The 11,938-nt window shown below is 74.6% G+C and carries 11 protein-coding genes; all 11 read right to left on the reverse strand.

Features of this window, described 5'->3' with window-relative positions; all coding sequences use genetic code 11:
- Nucleotides 1–229: 229 nt before the first annotated feature.
- Nucleotides 230–1,198, reverse strand: a complete 969-nt coding sequence (locus ASG49_RS08075; RefSeq protein WP_056539347.1) for a site-specific tyrosine recombinase XerD — start codon at nucleotides 1,196–1,198, stop codon at nucleotides 230–232.
- Nucleotides 1,195–2,319, reverse strand: a complete 1,125-nt coding sequence (gene ald, locus ASG49_RS08080) for an alanine dehydrogenase (RefSeq protein ID WP_056539351.1) — start codon at nucleotides 2,317–2,319, stop codon at nucleotides 1,195–1,197. The genes ASG49_RS08075 and ald overlap by 4 nt, the downstream gene beginning before the upstream one ends.
- A gap of 60 nt (nucleotides 2,320–2,379) precedes the next feature.
- Nucleotides 2,380–3,564, reverse strand: a complete 1,185-nt coding sequence (locus tag ASG49_RS08085; RefSeq protein WP_235561951.1) for a dipeptidase — start codon at nucleotides 3,562–3,564, stop codon at nucleotides 2,380–2,382.
- On the reverse strand, nucleotides 3,561–4,172 hold the full coding sequence (locus tag ASG49_RS08090; RefSeq protein ID WP_235561952.1) for an NUDIX domain-containing protein: 612 nt from the start codon (nucleotides 4,170–4,172) through the stop codon (nucleotides 3,561–3,563). The genes ASG49_RS08085 and ASG49_RS08090 overlap by 4 nt, the downstream gene beginning before the upstream one ends.
- A 1-nt stretch (nucleotide 4,173) precedes the next feature.
- The gene (locus ASG49_RS08095; RefSeq protein WP_369814207.1) at nucleotides 4,174–5,949 is read right to left on the reverse strand and encodes a CTP synthase; all 1,776 of its coding nucleotides are present in this window, start codon (nucleotides 5,947–5,949) and stop codon (nucleotides 4,174–4,176) included.
- Between the two features lie 78 nt (nucleotides 5,950–6,027).
- Nucleotides 6,028–7,770 (reverse strand): DNA repair protein RecN, encoded by a 1,743-nt coding sequence (gene recN, locus ASG49_RS08100; RefSeq protein WP_056539354.1) that lies wholly within the window; start codon nucleotides 7,768–7,770, stop codon nucleotides 6,028–6,030.
- A complete protein-coding gene (locus ASG49_RS08105; protein WP_056539357.1) occupies nucleotides 7,767–8,753 on the reverse strand; it encodes an NAD kinase in 987 nt (328 codons plus the stop codon). The genes recN and ASG49_RS08105 overlap by 4 nt, the downstream gene beginning before the upstream one ends.
- A complete protein-coding gene (locus tag ASG49_RS08110) occupies nucleotides 8,750–9,589 on the reverse strand; it encodes a TlyA family RNA methyltransferase (protein ID WP_056539360.1) in 840 nt (279 codons plus the stop codon). The genes ASG49_RS08105 and ASG49_RS08110 overlap by 4 nt, the downstream gene beginning before the upstream one ends.
- A gap of 3 nt (nucleotides 9,590–9,592) precedes the next feature.
- Nucleotides 9,593–9,787 (reverse strand): hypothetical protein, encoded by a 195-nt coding sequence (locus tag ASG49_RS08115; protein WP_056539363.1) that lies wholly within the window; start codon nucleotides 9,785–9,787, stop codon nucleotides 9,593–9,595.
- Nucleotides 9,788–9,796: 9 nt separating this feature from the next.
- A complete protein-coding gene (locus ASG49_RS08120; protein WP_156384215.1) occupies nucleotides 9,797–10,801 on the reverse strand; it encodes an HAD-IIA family hydrolase in 1,005 nt (334 codons plus the stop codon).
- Nucleotides 10,798–11,805: a hypothetical protein gene (locus ASG49_RS08125; RefSeq protein WP_056539366.1), complete on the reverse strand. Its 1,008-nt coding sequence runs from the start codon at nucleotides 11,803–11,805 to the stop codon at nucleotides 10,798–10,800. The genes ASG49_RS08120 and ASG49_RS08125 overlap by 4 nt, the downstream gene beginning before the upstream one ends.
- Between the last annotated feature and the right edge of the window lie 133 nt (nucleotides 11,806–11,938).

The raw sequence follows: 11,938 nt of genomic DNA on the forward strand, positions 1-11,938 counted from the left end.
AGCTCCCGGTCGATCCGAATCCGTCGTGTCCGCTCATGCGCGTGCTCCCCTGCTCCTGCGGACGGACGGATCCGTCCACGCGTCGTGGCTCGGCTTCCCCACCGAGCGTCGGGCGGCTGGAGCACCGAGCCGGTCCCCCGGCCACCGCGACCTTGTCCCCACCATTGTCGACAAAGCGTCCCGGGATCCGGTCGCGCCTCGCCGTGTCGCGGCGGCTTTTCCGGGTCGGTCAGTCCAGGGCGCGCGGGTGCGCCGCGGCGTACACCTCGCGGAGGCTGTCGACGGTCACCAAGGTGTAGACCTGCGTGGTCGTCACCGAGGCGTGACCGAGCAGCTCCTGCACCACCCGGACGTCGGCACCGCCCTCGAGCAGGTGGGTGGCGAAGGAGTGGCGCAGGGTGTGGGGCGAGACCTCGACGGTGAGCCCGGCGCGGTCGGCCGCCCGCACGATGACCGACCAGGCGCTCTGCCGCGAGAGCCGTCCGCCGCGGGCGTTGAGGAACATCGCCCCGGCCCGCTGGGTGGCCGCGCCCCGGGTGCGGGCGGCGTCCGCGAGCAGCGCCGGACGGCCGCGGGTCAGGTAGGACCGCACCGCCTCGCGGGCATAGCTGCCGACCGGCACCACCCGCTCCTTGGAGCCCTTGCCGCGCAGCAGCACGGTGTGGGAGGCCGGGTCGTCGGAGTCGAGCTCGAGGTCGTCGACGTCGAGCCCCACGGCCTCGGAGATCCGCGCGCCGGTGCCGTAGAGCACCTCCAGCAGCGCCCGGTCACGCAACGCCAGCGGTGTCCCCGGGGCGCCGGCCGCGTCCAGCAGCCGCTCGACGTCGCCGAGCGAGACCGCCTTGGGCAGCCGCTTGGCCGGAGGCGGGGGCCGTACGCCGGCCGACGGGTCGGCCAGGGCCAGCCCGTCGGCGAGCGCGAACCTGTGGAAGCCCCGCACCGCCACCACGGTCCGACCGGCCGAGGCCGCGCTGAGCGGCTGGTGGTCGGGGTCGCCCTCGCGGAGCGCCATCAGGAAGCCGCTGATCGTCTGCTCGGTGACCTCGTCGAGCGCGGTGACACCGAGCCGGTCGAGGTGGTCGAGGTAGCGCCGCAGGTCGCGACGGTAGGACGAGACCGAGTTGGGCGCCAGGCCGCGCTCGACCACCAGGTGGTCCAGGTAGGTGCGGACCGCGGTGACGAGCGGGCCCGCGCTCACGCGTCCGCGGCCAGCGCCTCGTCGAGGGCGAGCGACTCCATCCCGTGCGCCTCGGCGACCGGGGCGTTGGTGACGTGCCCGGCCCAGGTGTTGAGCCCCAGCGCGAGCGAGCCGTCGTGACGCAGCGCCTCGCGCCAGCCCCGGTCGGCCAGCGCCACGGTGTAGGGCAGCGTCGCGTTGGTCAGCGCGTAGGTCGAGGTGTTCGGCACCGCGCCCGGCATGTTGGCCACGCAGTAGAAGACCGAGTCGTGCACGGCGTACGTCGGGTCGGCGTGGGTCGTGGGTCGGGTGTCCTCGAAGCAGCCGCCCTGGTCCACGGCGATGTCGACCAGCACCGAGCCGGGCTTCATCCGCGAGACCAGCTCGTTGCTGACCAGCTTCGGCGCCTTGGCGCCGGGGATCAGCACCGCCCCGATGACCAGGTCGGCCTCGGTCACCTGCTGCTCGATGGCGAGCTTGGAGGAGGCGAGGCCGCGCACCCGGTTGTCGTAGCGCCAGAACGACATCCGCAGCTTGTCCAGGTCGGTGTCGAGCAGGGTGACGTCGGCGCCCATGCCGAGCGCGATGTTGGCGGCGTTCTGGCCCGAGACGCCGGCGCCGATCACCACGACCTTGGCGTTGGCCACGCCCCCGACGCCGCCGAGCAGCACGCCCCGGCCGCCCTGGGCCTTCAGCAGGGCGTGCGCGCCGACCTGGGGCGCGAGGCAGCCCGCGACCTCCGACATCGGGTAGAGCAGCGGCAGCGACCCGGAGCGCAGCTGGACGGTCTCGTAGGCGATGCCGGTGACCTTGCGGTCCACCAGCTCCTGGGTGAGCGGCTGGTCGGCGGCGAGGTGGAGGTAGGTGAACAGCGTCAGGTCCTCGCGCAGCCGGTGGTACTCCTCGGCCACCGGCTCCTTGACCTTGAGCACCATCTCGGCCTCGCCCCACACGTCGTCGGCGGCCTCCACGATCCGGGCGCCGGCGGCCTCGTAGTCGGAGTCGGGGATCGCCGACCCGGTGCCCGCGTCCTTCTCGACCGCGACGTCGTGGCCGTGGGCGACCAGCTCGTGCACGCCGACCGGGGTGATGGCCACCCGGTACTCGTGGTTCTTGACTTCCTTCGGTACGCCGATCCGCACGTCGTGACCTCCCTGTCCCGTGCTGGGCCCTCCTGGAGGCCCGAGTCTAGGCAGCCCCGCTCAGCGTGGTACGTCGCCGGCCCGCCGCTCCCCCGCGTCGGTCAGCCCGGCGTCGTGCATCACGCGCAGCACGTTGCCCGAGGTGAGCGCCGCGAGGTCGGCGTCGGACCAGCCCCGCTCGGCCAGCGCGGCCAGCAGGCGGGGGTAGCCGGTGACGTCCTCGAGCCCCGCCGGCAGCGCGCCGACCCCGTCGTAGTCACCGCCCAGCCCGACGTGGTCGACGCCCGCGACCTCGCGGACGTGCTCGACGTGGGCGACCACGTCCGCCAGCGTGGCGACGGGCGCCGGGTGGCGCTCGGCGTGCCGGGCGACCAGCTCGGTCTCGGCCGCCGTGAAGGGCTCCACCCCCGACGCGGCGACCAGGGCGTCGACCTCGGCGGACCAGTCGCGGCTGGCCTCGTCGACGAACTTCGGCACGAAGGTGACCATGCACAGCCCGCCGTTGCCGGACAGCCGGCCGAGGACGTCGTCGGGCACGTTGCGGGGGTGGTCGCACAGCGCCCGCGCCGAGGAGTGGCTGAACACCACCGGCCGGTCGGAGGTGTCGAGGGCGTCGCGCATCGTGTCGGCGCTGACGTGGGACAGGTCCACCAGCATCCCGATGCGGTTCATCTCCGCGACGACCTCGCGGCCGAAGTCGGACAGGCCGCCGAGCACCGGCTCGTCGGTGGCCGAGTCGGCCCAGGCGACGTTGTCGTTGTGGGTCAGGGTCAGGTAGCGCACGCCCAGCCGGTGCAGCGCGCGCAGCGTGCCCAGCGAGCCGCCGATCTGGTGGCCACCCTCGGCGCCCATCAGGCTGGCCACCCGGCCCTGGTCCCAGGCCCGGTGGACGTCCTCGACGGTGGTGGCGGGCGCCAGCCGGTCGGCGTACCGCTCGATCATGGCGTGGCCGGCGTCGACCTGCTCCAGGGTGGCGGTGAGCGTGTCGGCGGGGCTCAGGGTGGAGGGCACGAACACCGACCAGAACTGCGCGCCGACGCCGCCCTGCGCCAGGCGCGGCAGGTCGGTGTGGGTGCCGTAGCCGCGGCAGGTGTCGGTGTCGCGGAGGTCCAGGCGGTCGAAGTCGTAGGCCACGGCCTCGCGCGCGGCCCACAGCAGGTCGTTGTGGCCGTCCAGGACCGGGTGCTCGGCCAGCAGCCGCGCCACCCGCGCCGTTGTGCCCTGCGCGTCGACGGCGGCCGTCACGCCCGGTCCCGGCGGCGCAGGGCGTCGTAGGCGAGCACCGCCGTCACCAGGGCGCTCGTGGTGAGCCGCCCGTCGAGGACGGCCTCGACCATGTCCTCGACCGGGGCCCAGAAGACCTCCATGTCGGCCTCCTCGGCGTGGAGCTCGAAGTCGCCGCGGTCGGCGTGCGAAAGCCCCTGCGCGAGGAAGACGTGCTGGGTCTCGGCGGTGATGCCGACGCTGGGTCGCAGCGTGGCCAGCGGGCGCCAGTCGGTCGCGGCCAGCTCGACCTCCTCGCGCAGCTCGCGCTGCGCGGTCTCCAGCGGCGGCTCGTCGCTGTCGAGCACCCCGGCCGGGAGCTCGACGAACCAGCCGGGCCCGGCGTGGCGGTACTGCCGCAGGCACGCCACGCGCTCCTGGTCGTCGACGGCCAGCACGACCACGGCGCCGGGGTGCTCCAGCACGACCCGGGTGTGCGCGTCGTCGGGGTGGTCGGGGCGGTGGACCCGGTCCTCGCGCAGCGCGACGATCCAGTCGCTCTGCCACACCTGCTCGCTGCCGAGCACCGGCCAGCTGCCCGGTCGGTCCGCCAGCGCGTCGGCGGTGACCTCCGGGGCGTCGGGCCGCACCTCAGGCCTCGGCCGGCGCCGGGGCGACGGCGTCGGCCTCGGTCGTGCCGTGGGTCTCGGGGGCACCCGCCTCGGCCTCGCCCTCGTCGGTCGGGTCCGCGACCCACCGGCGGCGCAGGGCGCTCTCGTCGATCGGGATGAGCAGCTCGCGCTGGCGCTGGATGGCGGCGCCGACGAGCCCGGCGAAGAGCGGGTGCGGCCGCGTCGGGCGCGACTTCAGCTCGGGGTGGGCCTGGGTGGAGACGTAGAACGGGTGCGTCTCGGCGGGCAGCTCGACGAACTCGACCAGGGTGCGGTCGGGCGAGGTGCCCGAGAACACCAGGCCGGCCGTCTCCAGCTGCTCGCGGTAGGCGTTGTTGACCTCGTAGCGGTGGCGGTGGCGCTCGTGCACCTGCGCCTCGCCGTACGTCGCCCGCACCACGCTGCCCTCGGCCAGGTCGGCCGGGTAGAGGCCCAGCCGCATCGTGCCGCCGAGGTCGCCGGCGCCGTCGACGAAGGCGTGCTGCTCGGCCATCGTGGCGATCACGGGCTCGCTGACCCCGGGGTCGAACTCGGTGGAGGCGGCCTGGGTGAGGCCGGCGACCGAGCGGGCGTACTCGATGACCATGCACTGCAGGCCCAGGCACAGGCCCAGCGTCGGGATCTTGTGGGTGCGGGCGTAGGTCAGGGCGCCGAGCTTGCCCTCGATGCCCCGGATGCCGAAGCCGCCGGGCACGCAGATCGCGTCGACGTCACCGAGCCGGCGGGCCGCCCCCTCGGGGGTGGCGCACTCGTCGGAGGGGACCCACTCGATGATCACCTTGGCCTCGTGGGCGAAGCCGCCGGCGCGCAACGCCTCGACCACCGACAGGTAGGCGTCGGGCAGGTCGACGTACTTGCCGACCAGGGCGACCGTCACCTCCTCGTTGGGGTGGTGCACGCGCCGCAGCAGGTCGTCCCACAGCGTCCAGTCGACGTCGCGGAACGGCAGGTTGAGGCGGCGCACGAGGTAGGCGTCGAGACCCTCGCGGTGCAGCACCTTGGGGATGTCGTAGATCGACGGGGCGTCGGCCGCGGTGACCACGGCCTCCTGGTCGACGTCACACATCAGCGAGATCTTGCGCTTGACCGAGGCCGGGATCTCGCGGTCGGCGCGGCACACGATCGCGTCGGGCTGGATGCCGATCGAGCGGAGCGCGGCCACGGAGTGCTGGGTCGGCTTCGTCTTGAGCTCGCCGGACGGGCCGATCCACGGCACCAGCGAGACGTGGAGGAAGAAGACGTTGTCGCGGCCGATCTCGTGGCGCACCTGGCGGGCGGCCTCGAGGAAGGGCAGCGACTCGATGTCGCCGACGGTGCCGCCGACCTCGGTGATGACGACGTCGATCTCGTCACCGCCCATGGCCAGGACGCGGTCCTTGATCTCGTTGGTGATGTGCGGGATCACCTGGACCGTGTCGCCGAGGTAGTCGCCGCGCCGCTCCTTGGCGATGACCGAGCTGTAGACCTGCCCGGTGGTGACGTTGGCGATCTGGTTGAGCTCGGTGTCCAGGAACCGCTCGTAGTGGCCGATGTCGAGGTCGGTCTCGGCCCCGTCGTCGGTCACGAAGACCTCGCCGTGCTGGAACGGGTTCATCGTCCCGGGGTCGACGTTGAGGTAGGGGTCCAGCTTCTGCATCGTCACGCGCAACCCGCGCGAGCGGAGCAGGCGGCCCAGGCTCGAGGCGGTCAGCCCCTTGCCCAGCGACGAGGCCACGCCACCGGTCACGAAGACGTGCTTGGTCTGCTGGGAGGTCACCACGTGGGCTCCCCGGGGCTCTGGTGCGTGCGGTCGTCCACGGGGTTCGACCCTAGCAAGGGTCGGGCACCTCGTGGGTCACCGGCTCGGTGTCGGTCCGGCGTCGTGGGCGAACTCCTGGGCCACGTCGAGCAGCTCCTGGGCGTGGGCCAGGGCGGTGTCGGAGGACTCCATGCCGGCCAGCATGCGCGAGAGCTCCTGCACCCGGCCGGCGTCGTCGAGGACCTCGAGCCCGGAGGTGGTGACGCTGCCGTCGCTGCTCTTGCGCACCACGACGTGGCGGTCGGCGAAGGCCGCGACCTGCGGCAGGTGGGTCACGACGAGCACCTGCGAGGTGCGGGCCAGGGCCGCGAGGCGCCGACCGATCTCGACCGCCGCCTTGCCGCCCACCCCGGCGTCGACCTCGTCGAAGACGAAGGTCGGCACCGGCCGGGTCGCGGCCAGGGTGACCTCGAGCGCGAGCATCACCCGGGACAGCTCGCCGCCCGAGGCGCCCTTGCCCAGCGGACGGGGCTCGGACCCGGTGTTGGCCGCCAGCAGCAGCTCGACGTCGTCGACCCCGTGGGGGCCGAAGCGCCAGGTGCCGCCGTCGAGCTCGAGACCTCGCTCGTCCGGGGTGCGGTCCAGGGTGACCTGCAGCCGGGCGTGGGGCATCGACAGGGCGCCGAGCTCGGCGGTGACGGCACGACCGAGCCGATCGGCGGCCTCCGCGCGCTGCGCCGACATGGCGGCGGCGTCGGCGGCGAGGCGACGTCGCAGCCCGAGCCGCTCCGCGCGCAGCTCCTCGATGCGGTCGTCGGAGCCGTCGAGCAGCAGCAGCCGCTGCGAGGCCTCGCGCGCCCACTCCAGGACCTCGGCGACCGTCTCGCCGTACTTGCGGGTGAGGCCGGTCAGCGCGGCCCGGCGCTCGGAGACCACCGCCAGGCGGGCCGGGTCGGTCTCCAGCCCCGTGGCGTACGACGCGACGTCGGCCGCGACGTCGGCCAGCAGGTAGCTGACCTCGGCCACCCGGTCGGCGAGGGCCGCCGCCTCCGGGTCGTGCTCGCGGACACCCTCGAGGGCACGCCGGGCCGCGGCGACGGCCCCGAGCGCGTCGGGGGCGTCCTGGTCCGACGACAGCGCCTCGCGGGCGACCTCGGCACCTTCGCGGAGCGTGTCGGCGTAGCCCAGCCGAGCCTCCTCGGCCGCCAGGTCGGACTCCTCGCCGGCGACGGGGTCGAGCGCCTCGACCTCCTCCAGCCCGAGGCGGAGCACGTCGGCCTCGCGGGCGCGCTCGCGCGCCGAGCCGAGGACCTCGCGCAGCTCCTGCTCGACCGCCCGCAGCCGGGCGTGGTCGACCTGGTAGCGCTGCAGCACCTGCGCCAGCGCGGCGCCGGTGTGGGCGTCGAGAGCCTCGCGCTGGGCCTCGGGGCGCAGCAGCCGGTGCTGGTCGGACTGGCCGTGCACCGCGACCAGCGCGCTGCCGACGCGGCCCAACGCGGACGCCGGGACGGACGCACCGCCGAGGAAGGCGCGCGAACGGCCCTCCGCAGAGACCTGGCGGGCCAGCAGCACCCGCTCGTCCTCGACCTCGCCGCCGTGCTCCTCGACGGCCTCGGCCACCGCAGGACCCGCCGTGACGAGCCCTTCGACCCGGGCGCCGCGGCGACCGGTGCGCACGGCGCCGCTGTCGGCCCGGCCACCCAGCAGCAGGCCCAGGGCGGTCACGAGCATGGTCTTGCCGGCCCCGGTCTCGCCGGTGATGACGCTCAGGCCCTCCCCCAGCTCCAGCACGGACTCGTCGATGACGCCGAGCGAGCTGATCCGGATCTCCTCGATCACGGCTGGTCCTGGTGGAGGTGGTCGGCCTGGCGGCGACGGCGCTCGGCCGCTCCCCGCCACCCCGCGACGGGGAGGCCGAACTTGGCCACCAGCCGGTCGGTGAAGGGTGCCTCGTGCAGCCGCACCAGCCGCACCGGCGAGGCCCCGCGACGCACCTCGATGCGGGCGCCGGGCGGCAGGTCGACCGTGCGACGCCCGTCGCACCAGAGCACCCCGGCGCCCTCGGTCCGGGCCAGCACCTCGACGGCGAGGGTGGACGTGGGACCGACCACCATCGGGCGGGCGAAGAGCGCGTGGGCGCTGATCGGCACCATCAGCAGCGCCTCGACCTCGGGCCAGACGACCGGTCCCCCGGCGCTGAAGTTGTAGGCCGTGGAGCCGGTCGGCGTCGCGCAGACGATGCCGTCGCAGCCGAACCGGCTCAGCGGGCGGCCGTCGACCTCGACGACGACCTCGAGCATCCGCGACCGGGCGGCCTTCTCCACGCTGGCCTCGTTGAGCGCCCAGGTGCTGGCGACCTTCTCCTTGCCCTGGAAGACCTGCACGTCGAGGGTGAGGCGCTCGTCGACCGACCAGCGGCGGGCCACGACCCGCTCGATCATGGTGTCGACCTCCTCGCTCTCGGCCTCGGCCAGGAAGCCGACGTGCCCGAGGTTGACCCCCAGGAGCGGGGTCGTCGTGCCGTGGGTGAGCTCGCAGGCCCGCAGGATGGTGCCGTCACCGCCGATGACCAGCACCAGCTCGCACTCGTCGGCGCCCGCGGCCTCGCACGGGACCGACTCGACCTCGACGCCGACGGGCAGCTCGGACTCCTTGGCCTCGTCCTCGAGCATCCGGACCACGAGGCCGTGGCCGAGCAGCGCGCCGACGATCGCCCGGGTCACCGCCCGGGCCTCCTCGCGGCCGGTGTGGGCCACCACCAGGATGCGACGAGCGGGGCCGGCGGCGGGGTCGCTCTCGAGGTCGCGCTGGGGGACGGTCACGGATCCACCCTCTCACCCGACCCCGACAGTCCCGCCGAGCTCGCCACCTCGGCGTCGATCGCGTCGGGAGCCAGCTCCGCGGGTCCCCGGCGCAGCCACAGGAAGTACTCCACGTTGCCCGACGGTCCCGGCAGCGGGCTGGTGGTCACCGCACGGGCGCCCCAGCCCCGGACCGCCGCGGCGTCCGCCACGTCGCGGACCACCTCGGCCCGCAGGGCCGGCTCGCGGACCACGCCGCCCTTGCCCAACCGGGAACGACCGACCTCGAACTGCGGCTTGACCATGACCGCGAGGTCACCGTCGTCGGCGGTGACGCCCAGCAGCGCGTCGAGGACCAGCCGCAGCGAGATGAAGGACAGGTCGCCGACCAGGAGGTCGACCGGACCACCGATGAGCTCCGGGGTGAGGTCACGGACGTTGGTGCGGTCGTGCACCAGCACCCTCGGGTCGCTCTGCAGCGCCCAGACCAGCTGGCCGTAGCCCACGTCGACCGCGACCACCTGCGCAGCTCCGGCACGCAGCAGCACGTCGGTGAACCCGCCGGTCGAGGCGCCGGCGTCGAGGCAGCGTCGGCCCTCGACCGCCAACCCCAGCGGGACGAAGGCGTCCAGCGCCCCCGCCAGCTTGTGCCCGCCCCGGCTGGCGTAGTCGGGGCGGTCAGGGTCCTCGCGGACCACGAGGTCCGCGTCGGTGGTCACGCCGGTAGCGGGCTTGGTCGCCGGCGCCCGGTTGACGGTGACCCGGCCGGCGGCGATCAGCTCCGAGGCGTGCTCGCGCGAGCGCGCCAGCCCGCGGCGCACGAGCTCGGCGTCGAGGCGCAGCCGCCGTGGGGGCACGCCTCAGCCGCGCGCGCCGTCGCCGGCCAGCGCGCGGCGCAGCGAGTCGTGGGCGGCCTCGAAGAGGGCCACGTGCTCCTCGAGCGGCCGGTCGTCCAGGCCCTCCACCGACCGGAGCACGGCCTGGACCCGGTCGTCCGCGGGCTCGGCGAGGTGTGCGTCGGGTGCGACGGGCGCGGGGATGCTCTGCTCGTCCATGCCGGGAGGCTACTCGGGCGGGCGGACGGCATCGGTCGCGACAGGCTGGCCCTCGGCGTCGAGATGCGTCCACGCCGCCTCGGCGACGGCGCGCCACCAGTCGGCCGTCGCCCCCTCGCCCTCGACCTGCAGCGCCCCGTCGACGACGCGGGCGCGCCAACCGCCCGCGACGGACGCGTCGCCCTCGTGGGTCACCTCGGGCTGGGGCTCGGCCAGCGCGGCCAGGTCGGGAGCGACGTACGTCGGACGGCAGCTCGGATCGGCGGCCACCAGCTCCTCCAGCCCGGTGACGCCGGTGAGCACGAGCAGCGTGTCCCACCCGATGGCGACCCCGCCCTCGATGTCGGTGTCGAGCCGGTCGCCCACCACCAGGGGCCGCTCCCCGCCCACCCGGTCGAGGGTCTCCTCGAACAGCGCCCGTTGCGGCTTGCCCGCGACCTCGGGCTCGCGGTCGGCGAAGTCGGCGATCAGCCGGACCAGCGCCCCGTTGCCCGGAGCGACGCCGGACGCGGTGGGGATGGTCATGTCGGTGTTGCTGGCCACCCAGGGCAGCCCGTCGTGGACCAGCGTCGCGCCGGCCATGACCTGCTTCCAGGGCAGGTCGGGTCCGTAGCCCTGCACCACGGCGACCGGCGCGTCGGCGACGGTCGAGACCGGCACCAGGTCGCGCTCGCGCAGCGCGAGCTCGAGGCCCTCGCCCCCGATCAGGAAGACCTTGCTGCCCGGCTCCAGCTGGGCGGCCAGCAGCCGGGCGGCCGCCTGGGCGCTGTTGACGACGTCGTCGTCGCTGGCCTCGACCCCGAGCGAGCGCAGGTGCTCCCCCACGGTGGTCGGCGGACGCGAGGCGTTGTTGGTGACGAAGGCGAGGTGCATCCCGGCGGACTGCGCGGCGTTGAGCGCCTCCGGAGCACCGGCCACGGCGTCGCGGCCGCGGTAGACGACCCCGTCGAGGTCGAGCACCGCCACGTCGTAGGCCTCCCGGAGCGGGGTGTCGCAGCGACCCAGCAGGCTCACGCCTCCAGCGACCTCTCGACCTCGGTGGCCCGCGCCGCGGCGTCGGTGGCCCGCTCGGCGTCGACGGCATCCGCGCGGTGGAACCAGGTCAGCGCGTCCTGCGGTCGTTCGGCCGCGACCAGCGCGTCGGCGTAGGAGTAGCGCAACCGCGCCACCCAGGCGTCACGGGCCTTGGACATCAGCGGGGACAGCTCCAGGGTCCGCAGCGCGGCGTCGAGCTCGCCGCGGTCGCGGCGGGCGCCGGCCTCGACGATCGTCAGCTCTGCCAGCAGTGCGGGCGCCAGCTTGTCCTTGGGCGCGTTCTTCACCACGGCCAGTGCCCGGTCGGGCCGGCCGAGCGCCCGCTCGCAGTCGGCGATGATGGCGACGTAGTCCTGGGCGCCGTTCATCCGCTTGGCCGCCTTGAGCTCGGCCAGCGCCTCGGCGTACTCCCCGGCGGCGTAGGCCGCCTCGCCTACCGCCTCCCGGACCACCGCGAGCCGGCTGGCGCGCGCCCGCGCCGCGAGCGTGTGCTCGTACGCCGTCCGCGGATCGCTCTCGATCAGCTCGCCCGCCGCCACGAGGTGGCGCGACACGCGCAGCGCCAGCTTGTCGGGCAGCGACTTCAGCTGCGCGGCGATGCTGCGGTCGAGCTCGCGACCGGTGATCTCCTCGGGGATGGGCGGGCCGTCGTACTTCGCCTGGGTCTCGGAGCGGTCCTCGTCCGGGCGGCGCCGGTCGTCGCGCCGGTCGTCGCGCCGGTCGTCACGCCGGGGCCGGCTGAACTCGCGGCTGCTGTCGCCGCTGCGGCGTGGCCCACGCCCGGCCGGGGCGCCGCCTCGCGAGTCCCCACCGCTCCGGGGCTTGCCGTCGCTGCTGCGAGGCTTGCCGTCGCCGCCACGGGGCTTGCTGTCGCCACGGGAACCGCTGTCGGGACGCCCACGGGAAGGCCGGCCCTCACCGCCACCTCGGGGGCTGCTGCCCCCACCTGAGCGGGGGCCTCGGGGGGCACGGTCTTGGGGCACGGGATCTCCTGGTGACGCGGGGCTGTCGAGCGTAGTCGACCGGCTGGGCTGTACGGCGGGACGACAAATGACTGAGGGCCGCTCCCCGGATGTCCGGGGGCGGCCCTCAGTATAAAAAGTTGTCCGGCGACGT

This window comes from Marmoricola sp. Leaf446 (genome assembly GCF_001424755.1).
GTDB lineage: Bacteria > Actinomycetota > Actinomycetes > Propionibacteriales > Nocardioidaceae > Marmoricola.

Bases quoted from the DNA above. Each gene is read 5' to 3' on its own strand.
- ASG49_RS08115 (WP_056539363.1), bottom strand. From the start codon at position 9,787: ATGGACGAGCAGAGCATCCCCGCGCCCGTCGCACCCGACGCACACCTC.